Origin of the sequence: Roseicitreum antarcticum, assembly GCF_014681765.1 — a bacterium.
GTDB classification, from domain to species: Bacteria; Pseudomonadota; Alphaproteobacteria; order Rhodobacterales; family Rhodobacteraceae; genus Roseicitreum; species Roseicitreum antarcticum.
The window spans coordinates 1625689-1641589 of record NZ_CP061498.1 but is presented as its reverse complement, the minus strand read 5'-3'; the positions used below and the strand labels follow the sequence as shown (position 1 = coordinate 1641589).

16 protein-coding genes are annotated in these 15901 nt (G+C 63.0%); 6 read left to right on the top strand and 10 right to left on the bottom strand.

Features of this window, described 5'->3' with window-relative positions; translation table 11 throughout:
* Positions 1-10: 10 nt before the first annotated feature.
* Genes H9529_RS07765 through H9529_RS07750 form a run of 4 tightly spaced genes read left to right on the top strand, consistent with a single transcriptional unit; the run spans position 11 to position 3791 of the window.
* Positions 11-1111, top strand: coding sequence for an ABC transporter permease (locus tag H9529_RS07765; protein WP_092887490.1), 1101 nt, complete (start codon positions 11-13; stop codon positions 1109-1111).
* The gene (locus tag H9529_RS07760) at positions 1108-2076 is read left to right on the top strand and encodes an ABC transporter permease (RefSeq protein WP_092887493.1); all 969 of its coding nucleotides are present in this window, start codon (positions 1108-1110) and stop codon (positions 2074-2076) included. Before H9529_RS07765 ends, H9529_RS07760 begins: the two co-directional genes overlap by 4 nt.
* 30 nt (positions 2077-2106) lie before the next feature.
* The gene (locus H9529_RS07755; RefSeq protein WP_092887496.1) at positions 2107-3027 is read left to right on the top strand and encodes a sulfite exporter TauE/SafE family protein; all 921 of its coding nucleotides are present in this window, start codon (positions 2107-2109) and stop codon (positions 3025-3027) included.
* Positions 3027-3791, top strand: a complete 765-nt coding sequence (locus H9529_RS07750) for a TIGR02186 family protein (RefSeq protein WP_092887499.1) — start codon at positions 3027-3029, stop codon at positions 3789-3791. The genes H9529_RS07755 and H9529_RS07750 overlap by 1 nt, the downstream gene beginning before the upstream one ends.
* 10 nt (positions 3792-3801) lie before the next feature.
* On the opposite strand, the gene H9529_RS07745 is transcribed toward H9529_RS07750, so the two are convergent.
* The 4 genes from H9529_RS07745 to H9529_RS07730 all read right to left on the bottom strand — a co-directional run bounded on the left by H9529_RS07745 (position 3802) and on the right by H9529_RS07730 (position 8645).
* A complete protein-coding gene (locus H9529_RS07745) occupies positions 3802-5334 on the bottom strand; it encodes an ATP-dependent DNA helicase (protein ID WP_092887501.1) in 1533 nt (510 codons plus the stop codon).
* A gap of 108 nt (positions 5335-5442) precedes the next feature.
* Positions 5443-5628, bottom strand: a complete 186-nt coding sequence (locus tag H9529_RS07740; protein ID WP_092887504.1) for a hypothetical protein — start codon at positions 5626-5628, stop codon at positions 5443-5445.
* Positions 5629-5799: 171 nt separating this feature from the next.
* Positions 5800-7092, bottom strand: coding sequence for a crotonyl-CoA carboxylase/reductase (gene ccrA, locus H9529_RS07735; RefSeq protein ID WP_092888174.1), 1293 nt, complete (start codon positions 7090-7092; stop codon positions 5800-5802).
* Positions 7093-7214: 122 nt separating this feature from the next.
* Positions 7215-8645, bottom strand: a complete 1431-nt coding sequence (locus H9529_RS07730) for a 1-acyl-sn-glycerol-3-phosphate acyltransferase (protein WP_092888177.1) — start codon at positions 8643-8645, stop codon at positions 7215-7217.
* Positions 8646-8829: 184 nt separating this feature from the next.
* Between H9529_RS07730 and H9529_RS07725 the strand changes: the two genes are divergently transcribed.
* On the top strand, positions 8830-10797 hold the full coding sequence (locus H9529_RS07725) for a protein meaA (RefSeq protein ID WP_092887507.1): 1968 nt from the start codon (positions 8830-8832) through the stop codon (positions 10795-10797).
* Between the two features lie 121 nt (positions 10798-10918).
* Here H9529_RS07725 and H9529_RS07720 read toward each other — a convergent pair whose 3' ends face one another.
* Both H9529_RS07720 and H9529_RS07715 read right to left on the bottom strand, forming a co-directional pair.
* Positions 10919-11287, bottom strand: coding sequence for a DUF4168 domain-containing protein (locus tag H9529_RS07720; protein ID WP_092887510.1), 369 nt, complete (start codon positions 11285-11287; stop codon positions 10919-10921).
* A 189-nt stretch (positions 11288-11476) separates the two neighbouring features.
* Positions 11477-11713 (bottom strand): hypothetical protein, encoded by a 237-nt coding sequence (locus H9529_RS07715; protein ID WP_092887513.1) that lies wholly within the window; start codon positions 11711-11713, stop codon positions 11477-11479.
* Between the two features lie 164 nt (positions 11714-11877).
* Here H9529_RS07715 and deoD point away from each other — a divergent pair, with 164 nt between their 5' ends.
* Complete coding sequence (gene deoD, locus H9529_RS07710; protein ID WP_092887516.1) at positions 11878-12588, top strand: purine-nucleoside phosphorylase; 711 nt, start codon at positions 11878-11880, stop codon at positions 12586-12588.
* Positions 12589-12633: 45 nt separating this feature from the next.
* Here the strand turns inward: deoD and H9529_RS07705 are convergent, their stop codons facing one another.
* From H9529_RS07705 to sdhA, 4 genes are all read right to left on the bottom strand, one after another.
* Positions 12634-12834 carry a hypothetical protein gene (locus H9529_RS07705; protein WP_092887519.1) on the bottom strand — a complete coding sequence of 67 codons (201 nt, stop codon included), beginning with the start codon at positions 12832-12834 and terminating at the stop codon, positions 12634-12636.
* A gap of 146 nt (positions 12835-12980) precedes the next feature.
* On the bottom strand, positions 12981-13760 hold the full coding sequence (locus H9529_RS07700; protein ID WP_092887522.1) for a succinate dehydrogenase iron-sulfur subunit: 780 nt from the start codon (positions 13758-13760) through the stop codon (positions 12981-12983).
* 9 nt (positions 13761-13769) lie between these two features.
* Positions 13770-14093 carry a hypothetical protein gene (locus H9529_RS07695; RefSeq protein ID WP_092887525.1) on the bottom strand — a complete coding sequence of 108 codons (324 nt, stop codon included), beginning with the start codon at positions 14091-14093 and terminating at the stop codon, positions 13770-13772.
* The gene (sdhA, locus tag H9529_RS07690; protein ID WP_092887528.1) at positions 14093-15898 is read right to left on the bottom strand and encodes a succinate dehydrogenase flavoprotein subunit; all 1806 of its coding nucleotides are present in this window, start codon (positions 15896-15898) and stop codon (positions 14093-14095) included. The genes H9529_RS07695 and sdhA overlap by 1 nt, the downstream gene beginning before the upstream one ends.
* Between the last annotated feature and the right edge of the window lie 3 nt (positions 15899-15901).

The window sequence follows — 15901 nt, the reverse complement described above, 5'->3', positions numbered from 1 at the left end:
GGACGGCGATATGGCGGTAAAACGCATTCCCGACTGGGCTGATGTGGTGCTGGTGCCGTTGGTCTCGCTGATACTGGCCTTCGTCATTTCTGCGCTGGTCATCGTGGCGATCGGCGAAGACCCTTGGGCCGCGACGCAAATGATGGTCTCGGGCGCGCTGGGCTCGACCTATGGCTGGGGCTATACGCTCTATTACGCGACCAACTTCATGTTCACCGGGCTGGCGGTGGCGGTGGCGTTTCAGGCAAAGCTGTTCAACATCGGCGGCGAAGGGCAGGCGACGCTGGGCGGGCTTGGCGTCGCGCTTGCCTGTCTGTATCTGCCCTGGCCGCACTGGTCGCTGGCGCTTTTGGGTGCTGCGCTGGGCGCGGCGGCGTTTGGCGCGCTTTGGGCCGCGATCCCGGGCTATTTGCAGGCCAAGCGCGGCAGCCATATCGTGATTACCACGATCATGTTCAATTTCATCGCCGCTGCCGTGCTGAATTATGTGCTGGTCAACCAGTTGCGCCCCCAGGGGTCGATGGACCCGGCCTCGGCCCGGTTTCCGGAGGTAACGCAGTTGCCCCGGCTGCATGAAATCCTGGAGGTGGTGGGTATTCCGTTCTCCCGCTCTACCCCTGCCAATATCTCGCTCCTGATCGCGCTCGCGGCCTGCGTGGCTGTGTGGTTTCTTCTGTGGCGCACCCGGCTTGGCTACCAGATCCGTGCCTTTGGCCATAGCGAGGCGGCGGCGCAATATGCGGGCATAAGTCCGCTGCGCATCACAATTGTCGTGATGCTGATTTCCGGCGGGCTGTCGGGCATGATGGCGATCAACAACGTGATGGGTGAGGCGCAGCGGCTGGTGCTGAACGCCGTTGAAGGCGCGGGCTTCATCGGCATCGCCGTGGCGCTCATGGGGCGGAACCACCCGTTCGGGGTGTTCCTGGCGGCGCTGTTGTTCGGCTTCCTCTATCAAGGTGGTGCCGAGCTGGCGCTCTGGACTTCGATCCCGCGTGAGCTGATCGTGGTGATCCAGGCGCTTGTCATCTTGTTCACGGGTGCATTGGACAACATGGTGCGCATGGGGATCGCGAAGGTCATCGGCCCGGCAAAACAAGGGGGCGCATGATGGATCTCGCGTCAGTCATCCAGATTTTGGACAGCACCCTGCGGCTGTCCACACCGTTGTTGCTGGCCTGTCTGGCCGGGCTGTTCTCTGAGCGCGCCGGAATTTTCGACATCGGGCTGGAAGGCAAGATGCTGGCGGCCGCGTTCTTTTCTGCGGCGACTGCTGCGATTACCGGGTCGGTCTGGCTGGGCCTTGGTGCGGGGATACTGGCGTCGATGGCGCTGTCGCTATTGCACGGCGTCGCCTCGATCACATTCCGTGGCAACCAGCTGATTTCCGGCGTGGCGATCAATTTCCTTGCGGCCGGCCTGACCGTGCTGATCGCGCAGGACTGGTTCCAGCAAGGCGGGCGCACCCCGGCGCTGATCGGCGACGGGCGCTTTCCCCGGCTGGACCTGCCGTTTGCCGAGGCGCTGCGCGACGTGCCGGTGATCGGCCCGGCCTATTCGGTGATCCTGTCGGGCCATACCATTCTGGTTTATGTCGCCCTGCTTTGCGTGCCGCTGACCTGGTACATCCTGTATCGCACCCGGTTTGGCCTGCGCCTGCGCGCGGTTGGCGAGAATCCGGCGGCGGTGGATACGGCGGGCGTTTCCGTCGTGCGCCTGCGCTATGCCGCAGTTCTGATCTGCGGCGTGCTCTGCGGGATCGCGGGGGCGTATCTGGCCACCGGGCTGGCGGCAGGCTTTGTCAAGGATATGACTGCGGGGCGCGGCTATATCGCGCTGGCGGCGCTGATCTTTGCGAAATGGCGCCCCTGGCAGGCGCTGGGGGCGGTATTGCTGTTCGGCCTGCTGGAGGCGATTGCAAACCGTTACCAGAATATTGAACTCGCCGGGCTTGTCTTGCCGGTGCAGTTCATGCAAGCGCTGCCCTATATCCTTACTGTCATAATTCTGGCAGGATTCGTAGGTAAGGCAGTGCCACCCCGTGCGGGCGGCACCGCATATGTGAAAGAGCGTTGACCGACGCAAACGGCTGAACTGGACCCCGGCGTGCAAATCTACCTGCCAATCGCAGAAATCTCCGTCAACGCGCTGGTGTTGCTGGGGGTCGGGGGTGGGGTTGGTCTTCTTTCGGGCATGTTTGGCGTTGGCGGCGGCTTCCTGATCACGCCACTGCTGTTCTTCATCGGCATACCGCCTGCGGTTGCGGTGGCCACCGGGGTCAATCAGGTTGTGGCGTCCTCTGTCTCGGGCGTGCTGGCGCATCTGAAGCGCAAGACCGTCGATCTGCGCATGGGCACCGTCCTTCTGATCGGCGGGATGGTTGGGTCGGTCATTGGTATCGGCATTTTCAACTGGATGAGCGCGCTGGGCCAGATCGACCTGTTCGTGCAGTTGTCTTATGTGCTGTTTCTGGGCGTCATCGGCCTGATGATGCTTCAGGAAAGCCTGCGCGCCCTGCGCCGGGCCTCGCGATCGGACGTGCCACGCCGCAAGTTGCACACCCATATCTGGGTGCATAATCTGCCGCTGAAGATGAAATTCCGTACCTCTGGCCTGTATATCAGCGTGATCCCGCCGCTCGTTGTGGGGGTCGCCGTGGGTATTCTGGCGGCCATCATGGGGGTTGGCGGTGGCTTCATCATGGTTCCCGCAATGATCTACCTGCTGGGCATGCCCACCAAGGTGGTCGTCGGCACCTCCCTCTTCCAGATCATTTTTGTCGCGGCCTTCACCACGGCCATGCATGCGATCACCTCGCAATCGGTGGATATTCTGCTGGGGTTTTTGCTGATCCTTGGCGGGGTGATCGGCGCGCAGATCGGTGCGACGCTGGGTCTGCGGCTGAAGGCGGAACAATTGCGCATTCTGTTGGCCGTTCTGGTGCTGCTGGTGTCGGGCAAGATTGCGTTCGATCTGCTGTGGCCGCCGGCGGAACTCTATTCGATCACCGTGCCGGGGCAGTTCTGATGCGTCTGATTTTCGGCATGTGCCTGATGCTTCTGGCGCTGACGCAGGTTGCGCGGGCCGAAGGCGTGGTGGCGGGGCTTAGCCAGAACAATGTGTCGCTGACAGCCAATTTCCGCGGTTCCGAAATCCTGGTCTTTGGCGCGATCACGCGCGAAACCCCGATTGACGCGGACGCACCGCTGGATGTGATCGTGACGGTCGAGGGGCCGCCCTCGGCTTTGACGGTCTGGCGCAAGGAACGCCGCGCGGGCATCTGGGTGAATGTCGATTCGGTGCGCATCCGCACCGCGCCCAGTTTCTATGCAGTGGCCAGCAGTGGCCCGCTGGATGAGATCCTGAGCTTCGAGGCGGATACCCGAAACCGCATTTCGATCCGCCGCGCGATATACGAGGCCCGGCGCGACGCCGGGATCGAGAACCCCGGCGAATTCACCGAGGCGTTGATCCGCATTCGCGAAAATGCCAGCCTCTACCAGGATCTGGGCGTGGGGGTCGAGATCGACCGCAATACCTTGTTCCGCACGACGATCAATCTGCCGAAGAACCTGGTGGAGGGCACGTACGTCACCAATGTCTTCCTGATCCGCAATGGCGCGGTGATTGACCGGTATCAGACCCAGATCTACGTGCAAAAAGCCGTGTTCGAGCGGTGGTTGTACAACCTTGCCTATGAATATCCACCGCTTTACGCCGGGCTTGCGCTGCTGATGGCGGTGTTTTTTGGCTGGGGCGCGTCGGCGTTGTTCCGGCTGATCCGGTCTTAGGCGCGCCCAATTACAATAAGTCTTCGGTCGCCGTCAGTGCCAGCGGCGCCTTGACCCCGCCCAGATCATCGGTGGTCAGCGGGCCAGAAGGGCGGGCAAGTCGGTTGCGCACCACCCAGAACAATCGGGTTTCAGCGCGGGTGATGGCGACATAGGCCAGCCGTTTCCACAGGGGAATCCCGGCCTCGGTCCGTCCGGCACGCGCGGCCGCCCAGAGGTCGGGCGCAAAGACCTGCACCTGCGGCCATTGTGAACCTTGTGCCTTGTGGATGGTGACGGCGGCCCCGTGCAGGAACGCGGCCCCCATATGCGCGGCAAAGGGGATGAAGGGTTCCTCTTCGCCCTCGCGTTCGATCTTGACGATGGAGGCTGCCGAGACCTGCGGCTCCTCAGCCCCGAAGACATGCAGCCGTGAGAAGCCCGGCTTGCGCCCCGGCCCCAGATAGACCACCTGTGCGCCCTTGATCAGGCCGCGCGCCTCCAGATCGATGCGTTTCTTGCGGTGTTTCAACGGCAGTTCAAGCCCGTCACAGATCAGCGGTTCGCCGGGCAGCAATTCGGTGTCAGGCGCGCCGAACGCCGCGCGGAAGGCGTGGATCAGCCGGATGCGCGTGGCGTTGCGCCATACCAGCACGGGCGACCGTGCCATCAGGTCGGATTCCACCCGCTGCGCCACCACCACACGGTCATCCGTGCGGGCGGCGTCTTCAATCCGGCGCTCGAATTCCTCGAAGCTCAGATCAGGGTCGCCAAGCGCATGCGCGAGGTCGAGGATCGGGTTGTCGAGCGCCTGCCGGTGGATGCGGCTCAGATGCAACTGGCGTGGCGCGCCCAGCTTGTCGAACACCATTTCGCCCGACTGGCCGACGGGGGCAAGCTGCGCCGGATCGCCGAACAGGACCAGTGTTGGAAAGATCTCGCGCAGGTCGTCGAGTTGCCGGGCATCCAGCATCGAGCTTTCGTCGACAAAACCGATATCCAGCGGATCGTCGCGCCGCTTCCAGCCCTTGATGAAATCCGACCCGCGCAGCCCCGCCGCTGCCAGCGCCCCGGGGATGGAACTGACCGTGGCATAAAAAGCGGCAGCGCGGTCCAGCGCGGTTTCTCCAAGGTCGGGCATATCGGGGCGCGGCCCGTTGCCCGCCAGCCATTCGGCGATCTTTTCATATTCCGGGTCATAAACCGGCGTGTAGAGGATGCGATGAATCGTCGTTGCCGGTACGCCACGGTTGCGCAGCACACTGGCAGCCTTGTTGGTCGGTGCCAAAATGGCAAGGGTGCGGCGGTCATTGCGGCGTCGCCCTTCATAATCGCCGGACACGATATTCACCCCGGCGGCCCGCAATGCCTTCGTCAACTCGGCCAGCAGCATCGTCTTGCCAGACCCGGCCTTGCCCAGCACCGCAAGGATCTGCGGATCGGCATCTGGCGCGGGCAGGGTCGAGGCATCGAGGAGGTCCACGCCGCCCAGCCGCAGCGTTTGTGCGACGCGGTCCCAAGCTTCGGCCTGATCGTCCGAGAATTGCAAGGCAGGTACATCCATGCGGCGGACACTACCCAACCGGCGGCGCGCTGACCAGACTGGATCAGCCATGCTATGGGGGGCAGTGCCATGATAAGTGACGCGGCACGCGCCCGCAGCCAGCCCGCGTCAGTGACCGGTATAGCAGACCGCCTGTGGCGGGCGCGTGGATGCTGATTGCTCTTCCAGCGCGGCGAGTTCTGCCGCCGCGACGATGCGCGCCTCGCCCATCTGATTGGCGATCGCGGGAAGGCCGTTGCGCAGCGCATAGGCGCGCAGGTCATTGAGAACATTCATTAGCCAGTCATGCGGCATTCAAGGTACTCCTGTAGCAAAGGTGGCCAGCCGACACGCAGCCTGGCGTTATGATCCTGACCTTACGCTAGGGGCCGTCCCTTTACATTTGGTTGACGCGGCCAACGTAAAACGACCAAAGGCCGCCGGGGTTCGGCGGCCTTTGTGAAATGCATCCGCACCGTATCACGATCACGCCTTGCGGCTGGCTTCCAGTGTGTCGGCGAAGGTGCGCAGCCCGGTCAGCGGTGCCTGGACCAGCACGGCCATGTTGCCGGGCTTATGCTCATTGCGCAGCATCTTGGTATGCGCGGCTGGGATCTCGGCCCAGGGAAAAACCTCGGACATGCAGGGGTCCAGCCGGCGTTCCAGCATCAGCTTGTTCGCCGCCGCCGCCTGTTTGAGATGCGCGAAATGCGACCCCTGCAGGCGTTTCTGGTGCATCCACATGTAGCGCACGTCGAAGGTGCAGTTGAACCCGGTGGTGCCCGCGCAGATCACCACCATGCCGCCCTTCTTGCACACCAGCGCCGAGACAGGGAATGTCGCCTCGCCGGGGTGTTCGAATACCATGTCGACGCTGATACCTTTGCCGGTAATGTCCCAGATCGCCTTGCCAAAGCGCCGTGCCTCTTTCAGCCATTCGTTGTATTCGGGGGTGTTGACGGTGGGCAATTGGCCCCAACACTTGAAATCCTTACGGTTTATCACGCCTTTGGCGCCCAGCCCCATGACGAAGCTGCGCTTGTCCTCCTCGGAGATCACGCCGATGGCGTTCGCCCCGGCCGCGTTGATCAACTGGATCGCATAGGACCCGAGGCCCCCCGAGGCGCCCCAGACCAGCACGTTCTGCCCCGGTTTCAGGTCATGCGGCTCATGCCCGAACAGCATGCGGTAGGCGGTGGCCAGCGTCAGGGTGTAACAGGCTGATTCCTCCCACGTCAGGTGGCGCGGGCGATGCAGCAACTGCTGCGACTGCACGCAGGTGAATTGCGCGAACGACCCGTCCGGGGTTTCATAGCCCCAGATGCGCTGGCTGGGCGAATACATCGGATCGCCGCCATTGCATTCTTCATCGTCGCCATCGTCCTGATTGCAGTGGATCACAACCTCATCGCCGATTTTCCAGCGTTTGACCTTGTCGCCCACCGCCCAGACGATGCCCGAGGCATCTGACCCGGCGATGTGGAATTCGGCCTTGTGCACGTCAAACGGACTGATCGGCTTTCCCAGCCCTGCCCAGACGCCGTTGTAATTGACGCCCGCCGCCATCACCAGCACCAGCACTTCGTGGCTATCGACTTTTGGCGTATCGACCACTTCGATCTGCATCGCCTGTTCGGGTTCGCCGTGACGCTCTCGCCGGATGGTCCAAGCGTACATCTGGCGCGGCACATGGCCGAAGGGCGGCATCTCCCCAATCTCGTACAGATCTTTCTCGGGGGCGTCATAGGTCGCCAGTCCTGCGTCTACATCCAAAGCCATCGAAAGTTCCCTCATCCTGCCGTTGATGCGTGATGCCGCAATGCAGAATGAATGCGGCGGTTGCAGCATAGGTAAATCTGGCCACGCAACAATGCAACAGTAAAATATGTTTTTGGGTAACTTTATGTCTCGGTGGGTGATTGAAGTGTCAGGCAGACGGTCGGTTCGGGGGCGGTCGCGGGCTGTATGCGGTCAAGATGCTGTTGCACTGATTTCGCATAGAAGGCGACAATAGCGTCCTCTCCCTTGGCGATGCGCAAAGTGTCGCCGTCCGCGATGACCAGCTTGCGCAGCAGCAACGTTTCCAGACCCGCCGTCACAGCCTGTGCGATATTGCCGTCAGGCAGGTGAAGCCTGACGCCGCGCGCGCGCAGTTGCGTGACAAGGTCTTCGGCCGTCGCATCCAGCGCCGCGCGGTCGGATGCAGGCGCGCCCGACAGCGCTGCCGCGACCAGAGGCACTGGCAGCACCGGCACGGTCGCCGTGATCGCCGCCATCAGCGTGGCAGCAAGATCGTCGGTCGTCGCCGCAGGCGTGGCGCGCAGGTAGTGTTCCAACGAGATCGGACGGCCATAACACACGGCAGCATAGCCAAAACTCTGGAACCGGCCACGCACACGGTTCCACAGATGCCGCGCGATGAAGCCGAAGATCGCACTGCCGCGCACCCGAAACCGCCGTTCCTTGTTGGCAGCAGCAGCGATCAGCACGCGGTCTTCCAGCACCCGGTCATAATTCAACCCGACCGGGATAAAGACGACATCACGCCCGTCATCCAGTTGGAAATCGCTGACGATATAGTGCAAAAGCCCCTTCTTGCCGGGACCGACCCCGCCATCCAGGCTCAACCCGCCTTCGGGAAAGATCGCCTGCGTCACACCCTCATGCGTCGCCATCTGCACATAGCGCGCCAGCACCCGGCGATAAAGCGGGCTCAGGTACCGCCGCCGGATGAAATACGCCCCCATCGACCGGATCAGCGCCTGCAAGGGCCAGATCCGCGCCCATTCTCCCACGGCATAGGAAATGGCCGAGCGTTGGGCCGCCAGCCAGGTCACCAGCACGTAATCCATGTTGGACCGATGGTTCATCACGAAGACCACCGACGCCTTCTTGTCGATGTCGCGGATCGGCAGGTCATCATGCTGCGCCAGCCGCACCTTGTAGAGCGCGCGCGACAAACGCCGCGTCACCCGGATCGCAAAGCCGAAATAGGTTGCGGCGGAAAAAGCGGGCACTATCTCGCGCGCGTAAGAGCGCGCGCACTGGAAGGCCACGCTTTCGGGCACGTTGTTTTCCCGCGCGTATTCGACCACGGCCTCCATCACCTGCGGATCATAGATCAGCCGGATGATCATGTCCTTGCGGCGCATCAGCTTGAAGGGCTGGATCGGACGCTCCAGCCGCTGGTTCAGACGTTCGACAGCACGCTCCATCCGGCGGCGGAAGAACCAGCGCACCGAGGGGAACAGAAAATGCGATAGAAATGACGCCCCGGCAAAGACGAGGATCAGTGACAGCAGCCAGAAAGGAAGCGTGATCGGATCAGACATCAGCGCACAGTGGCGCAACGGAGAAAGGGGGGCAATGGGGCGTGTGAGGGCATCATGGATCCGGTGCCGCTGTGCCGCATTGCAGCAATTCGTTCTTGACATGATCTTGCGCCCGCATCATGCATTTGGTAAGAATGTTGCGCGATGATCTCGCAACCCTGTGGAGGCCCCGATGACCCACCCTATGACCGGGGCGACCCGTGACAAACCCTGGCTGTTTCGCACCTATGCTGGGCATTCGACTGCCCATGCCTCCAACGCGCTCTATCGCAACAACCTGTCAAAGGGGCAGACCGGGTTGTCCGTGGCTTTCGACCTGCCGACGCAGACGGGGTATGACAGCGACCACATTCTGGCGCGCGGCGAGGTGGGCAAGGTTGGCGTCCCGGTCGCGCATCTGGGCGACATGCGCGCGCTGTTTGATGCGATCCCGCTGGAACAGATGAACACCTCGATGACCATCAACGCCACCGCGCCCTGGTTACTGGCGCTCTACATCGCCGTGGCAGAAGAGCAAGGTGCCGATGTTTCCGCCCTGCAAGGCACGGTGCAGAACGACATCATCAAGGAATACCTGTCGCGCGGCACCTATATCTGCCCGCCCGAGCCCAGCCTGCGCATGATTACGGATGTGGCGGCCTACACGCGTGAGCATCTGCCAAAATGGAACCCGATGAACATCTGTTCCTACCACCTGCAAGAGGCCGGCGCGACCCCGGGGCAAGAGCTTGCATTTGCACTGGCCACTGCCTGCGCCGTGCTCGATGACCTCAAAACGAAGGTTTCGCCCGCCGATTTCCCCGACATGGTGGGGCGCATCAGCTTCTTCGTGAACGCGGGCATCCGTTTCGTGACCGAGATGTGCAAGATGCGCGCCTTTGTCGATCTGTGGGATGAGATCTGCCGCGACCGTTACGGTGTGACCGACCCGAAATACCGCCGTTTCCGGTATGGTGTGCAGGTCAACAGCCTGGGCCTGACCGAGCAGCAGCCCGAAAACAACGTCTACCGCATCTTGATCGAGGCCATGGCGGTCACCCTGTCGAAACGCGCGCGCGCCCGCGCCGTGCAACTGCCCGCCTGGAATGAGGCGCTGGGCCTGCCGCGCCCCTGGGATCAGCAATGGTCGCTGCGGCTGCAACAGATCCTCGCGCTCGAAACCGACTTGCTGGAATACGATGACCTATTCGACAACAACCCTGCCGTGGACCGGAAAGTGGCCGAACTGAAGGACGGCGCGCGGGCCGAACTGGCGCTGATCGACGATATGGGTGGCGCGGTGAAGGCGATCGAATACATGAAATCCCGGCTGGTGGAAGCCAACGCCGACCGGATCAGCGGGATCGAGGCGGGCAGCACCGTCGTCGTCGGCGTCAACCGCTATACCACGACCGAACCCAGCCCGCTGACGACCGGCGAGGGGTCCATCATGGTGGCCGATGCGGATGCCGAGGCGGACCAGATCGCCCGGCTGAACGACTGGCGCATCCGCCGCGACGCGGGCGCTGTTCAGGCGGCGCTTGACGCGTTGCGCGACGCCGCGCAGTCGGGCGCGAACATCATGCCGCCGTCAATCGCAGCGGCCAAGGCAGGCTGCACCACCGGCGAATGGGCGGGCGTGATCCGCGCAGCTTTTGGCGAATACCGCGCGCCCACCGGCGTGTCGCGCAACCCCTCGAACCGCACCGAAGGGCTGGATGACATCCGCGAAGCCGTCGATGCGGTTTCGGCGCGGTTGGGGCGGCGGCTGAAGTTTCTGGTTGGCAAGCCGGGGCTGGACGGCCATTCCAACGGTGCCGAACAGATCGCCACGCGCGCGCGCGACTGCGGCATGGATATCCACTACGAAGGCATCCGCCTGACCCCGCTGGAAATCATCACTGCCGTGCGCGAAGAACGCGCGCATGTTGTCGGTTTGTCGATCCTGTCGGGCAGCCACATGCCGCTGATGGCCGATCTCATGGAACGCCTGCGGGCCGAGGGGCTGGGCCATATTCCGGTGGTTGTCGGCGGCATCATCCCCGAGGATGATGCTGCGGCCCTGCGCGCCATGGGCGTCGCAGCCGTCTACACACCCAAGGATTTTGAGCTGAACCGCATCATGATGGATATCGTCGGGCTGTTCGGCGACCGCCCGGTTGCGGCGGAATAGCCCGATCGCGCCGGGGCCGAAATCCAGGCCATCATCGCGGGACAGAAGACGGGCGCGACAGCCCTTGGCCGCGCGCCCGCATCAGATCATACCCCAAGGGGCGTGGCTTCCGTAAAGTGGCTTAGCCGTCCAGCCGTGCCACGATCCGGGCGTTCAGCGCTTCATCAGTCTGGGCAAGGCGCATGATGGCAACATAGTCATCAACGGTGATCCCGTCGGTTTCCTCGACAGCGCCGACCATGGCTTCGTTCGCTTCGGCGATCAATGCGTCCCGGGCTTCGGCATCGGTTTCCGCCTCGACCCGTTCGACGTAAGTTGTCTCGACCTCATTCACCGCGTTCAGCGCTTGCATGAAGGCATCCAGTTGGGTGTCGGACACGGAATCGCTGGCGGTGACCGTTTCTTGCGCGGTCACGGGCAGGGCCAGCGGCGCTGTGACGCCAAAGAGGATAGCAACGGACATTGCCTGCAGGCGTTTGGATATCAACATGGTGTCTCCTGTAGCTGTTTCGAAACCGTCGCGGGGCACACGCTGCCCCGCCGGTTACGCAAAACTTAGGTACCATGGATGGAAGGTGCAAATGTGGTCAGCAGAAAAATGCCGACCGCCCCGCATCCCTTGAAACGATGATCCACGCAGGCGCTGCACGCAGCGCCTCGCGCTCGATCACGGCAGGCCTTAAAACGCGACCGACCAGAACAGGTAGACCGGCACCATGAAAGCGAACGCAATGACAAACAGTTGTGCGACCTTCACCACCGCCCCCAGCCGCCCGTTTTCGGCAGCCTCGCCAAAGCCCATGACGCCCGCCATTACGCCGTATCCCTGTTGCTCCAGACGCCGCAGGTCCTGCGCACGCACATCTGGGGCCTTGCTTTCGGCCATGGCGCGTTGTTTCTCATCCAAACCTGACATCTTCTGCCCCTTTGTTGTTGACGAAATGCACGTGTATCACCGCAACCTATAATCAACCCGGCATATAGTCGATCACGGTTATGTGAGCGGCGGTTGCCCCCATTGCGCCCGCCGCCGTGGCAATGCAGCTTGCGCGCAGCACCAAACCCCAGAGGATTTTTCGCATGACCATCCATATCGGCGCCGCCCCCGGCGACATCGCGCAAACCGTGCTGATGCCGGGCGATCCCTACCGCGCCCGCTGGGCTGCCGAAACCTTTCTCGACACGCCGCGTCTGGTGAATGAGGTGCGGGGCATGCTGGGCTATACCGGCACATGGCGCGGCCAGCCTGTGACGATTCACGGGTCGGGCATGGGCATGGCGTCGCTGTCGATCTATGCCAACGAGCTGATCCGCGATTACGGGGCGAAAACCCTGATCCGCATTGGTTCTGCGGGTGCGATGCAGCCGCATATCAACATCCGCGATGTGGTGCTGGCCATGGCGGCGACCACGCTCTCCACCCCATCGAGCGGCATCATGCGCGAGCTCAGCTTCGCCCCCACTGCTGATTGGTCGCTGCTGCATGCGGCATGGCAGGCGGCGACCACGCGCGGTGTGACGGCCCATGCGGGGAATATCTATTCCTCCGATGTGTTCTATGACGAACGCCCCGATCTGAACGAACAGATGACCCGCCACGGCGTTCTGGCGGTCGAGATGGAAGCGGCCGAGCTTTATATCGTTGCTGCCCGCTACGGCGTGCGTGCGCTGGCCGTCTTGACGATCTCTGACCACCTGTTGACCGGCGCGGCGATCCCGTCAGAGGAACGCGAAAAGAGCTTTGGCGAAATGGTCGAAATAGCGCTTCAGGCCGCTTTCCCCGACGCCTGAGCGGCCTTGCAGACCTGCGGGTTCGCCCGTGCGGTGTGGGGCCGGTCAGGACCGGTCCTGCGCCATGCAGCGGCGCGGCTTCTTGCCCGGTGGCAACGCCATTTCCGCGCCACAGGTCACGCAGACATGCAACACACCGTTGACCAGCGCGCGCCGGTCTTCGCGCCATGCGCAGGCCCGCTGCTCCCATGGTTTCAGGATCAGGATGACGATAAAGACGACGATCAGGCCAAGAATGATGAACATGGCCGCTACTTTCCGCAATCTGGGCGCGAATGCAAGGCACGCCTCCGTGTGGGATTCCGGCGCAGGCGCGCGCGTGGCGCAGCATCGCGCATGAAAGCGCCGCCCGCGTCAGGGACGGGGCGGCGCAATGTCGGTGCGATGCGGGATCACATCACCCGTTCGACCATCAGCTTCTTGATCTCGGCAATCGCCTTGGCCGGGTTCAGCCCCTTGGGGCACGTCTGGGCGCAGTTCATGATCGTGTGGCAACGGTACAGTTTGAACGGGTCGTGCAGGTCGTCCAACCGTTCACCCGTTGCCTCATCGCGGGAATCGATGATCCAGCGATACGCATGCAGCAGTGCGGCCGGCCCCAGATAGCGGTCGCCGTTCCACCAATAGGATGGGCACGAGGCCGAACAGCATGCGCACATCACGCATTCGTACAGGCCGTCGAGCTTTTCGCGGTCCTCGATCGACTGCTTCCACTCCTTGGCGGGGGTGTTGGTCTCGGTCTCCAGCCAGGGCTGGATCGACGCATGCTGGGCATAGAAATGCGTCAGATCAGGCACCAGATCCTTGACCACCGGCATGTGGGGCAGGGGGTAGATCTTCACCTCGCCCTTGATCTCTTCCATGCCGATCAGACAGGCCAGCGTGTTGCCGCCGTCGATGTTCATTGCGCAGGACCCGCAGATGCCTTCGCGGCAGGACCGGCGGAAGGTCAGGGTTGGGTCAATCTCGGATTTGATCTTGATCAGCGCATCCAGCACCATCGGGCCGCAGGTATCCATATCGACGAAATACGTATCCACACGGGGATTTTCGCCATCATCGGGGTTCCAGCGGTAGATCTTGAACGCACGCAGGTTGGTCGCGCCCTCAGGCTTCGGCCAGGTTTTTCCGGTACGCATTTTCGAGTTTTTGGGCAGGGTCAGTTGGACCATCGGTGCCTCCTATCTCAGGAACGGGGCAAGCCCGTCGGTTGCGATGCATTGCAGGGTTGCGGGGCGCCGGGCGATTGCCAGCACGATCTGGATACTGGCCTCGGACGGCGCACCCAGCGCGCCATCCACCGCCAGACGGGACAGGTCGGCGGCGCTGGCCTGGTCGATCACGCAATCGACGGCAGGGTCCAGCGGCACGCCGGGAAAGTTCTGCGCCAGCACAGGGCGCACGGCACGTTTGGCGGTATCGCGCGCGATCTGGTCCTGCATGGGCCCGCAGGCCGCCAGGGCCAGCACGCTACCCGCCAGCACGATGCCCGGCAGGGCGCGCATCAATAGACGCGCGCCTTGGGTGCGATCTTCTTCAGATCAATCCCGCCTTCGGCTTCCGTGGTCAGCGGGTCCAGATGCACCGGACGGTAGTCCAGCGTCACCTTCGCCCCGTCGACCCATGCCAGCGTGTGCTTGCGCCAGTTGGCATCGTCGCGGTCTGGATAATCCTCATGCGCATGCGCGCCGCGCGATTCCTTGCGCGCCTCGGCACCGACAATCGTGGCCAGCGCGTTGGGCATCAGGTTTTCCAGCTCGAACGTCTCCATCAGGTCCGAGTTCCAGATAAGGCTGCGGTCGGTGACCTTGATGTCGCCCATCTTGCGCGCGGTCTCGGCCATGTTGGCGCAGCCTTCGGCCAGCGTCTTGTCGGTGCGGAACACAGCAGCATCGGCCTGCATGTTCTTTTGCATCTCCAGCCGCAGTTCTGCGGTCGGGGTCGCGCCGGAATAGTTGCGCACCCGGTCGAACCGGTCGAGCGCGGCATCCAGCGATGCCTGGTTCAGCACCGGGTTGGGCGCGGCGGGGTCGACCACCTTGCCCGCGCGGATCGCTGCTGCCCGGCCGAACACCACCAGGTCGATGAGCGAGTTCGATCCCAAACGGTTCGCGCCATGCACCGACGCGCTGGCCGCCTCGCCCACCGCCATCAGGCCGGGTGCGATACGGTCGGGGTTTTCCGCGGTGGGGCTCAGCACTTCGCCCCAATAGTTCGTCGGAATGCCGCCCATGTTGTAATGCACCGTCGGAAGCACCGGGATCGGTTCTTTCGTCAGATCCACGCCCGCGAAAATGCGCGCGGATTCGCTGATGCCCGGCAGTCGCAGATGCAGCGTTTCGGGCGGCAGGTGCGAAAGGTTCAGGTGGATATGGTCCTTGTTCGGTCCCACGCCGCGGCCTTCGCGGATCTCGATCGTCATGCAGCGGCTGACCACATCGCGCGACGCAAGGTCTTTGTAGGTCGGCGCGTAGCGTTCCATGAAACGCTCACCCTCACTGTTGGTCAGGTAGCCGCCTTCGCCGCGAGCGCCCTCGGTAATCAGACAGCCCGCGCCGAAGATGCCGGTGGGGTGGAATTGCACGAATTCCATATCTTGCAGCGGCAGGCCTGCGCGCGCGATCATCCCGTTGCCGTCGCCGGTGCAGGTGTGCGCCGAGGTCGCGCTGAAGTACGCCCGGCCATAGCCGCCGGTGGCCAGCACGACCATCTTGGCGTTGAACGCATGCAGCGTGCCATCGTCCAGCTTCCATGCCAGCACACCCTGACATTGCCCATCTTCGGACATGATCAGGTCGGTTGCGAAATATTCGATGTAGAATTCGGCCTTTTGCTTCAGCGACTGGCCATAAAGCGTGTGCAGCATGGCGTGGCCGGTGCGATCGGCCGCGGCACAGGTGCGCTGCACCGGGGGGCCTTCGCCGAATTCGGTCGTGTGGCCGCCGAACGGACGCTGGTAGATCCGGCCATCTTCGGTGCGCGAAAACGGCACGCCATAATGTTCCAGCTCATATACCGCTTTGGGCGCCTCGCGCGCCAGATATTCCATCGCATCCGTGTCGCCCAGCCAGTCAGAGCCCTTGACGGTGTCATACATGTGCCACTGCCAATGGTCCGGGCCCATGTTCGACAGCGAAGCGGCAATGCCGCCCTGCGCCGCCACGGTGTGCGACCGGGTCGGGAATACCTTGGTCACGCAGGCCGTGCGCAACCCCTGTTCCGCCATGCCCAGCGTTGCCCGCAGCCCTGCGCCGCCCGCGCCCACAACCACCACATCATAATTGTGGTGTTCCACCTTATACGTTGTCATTCT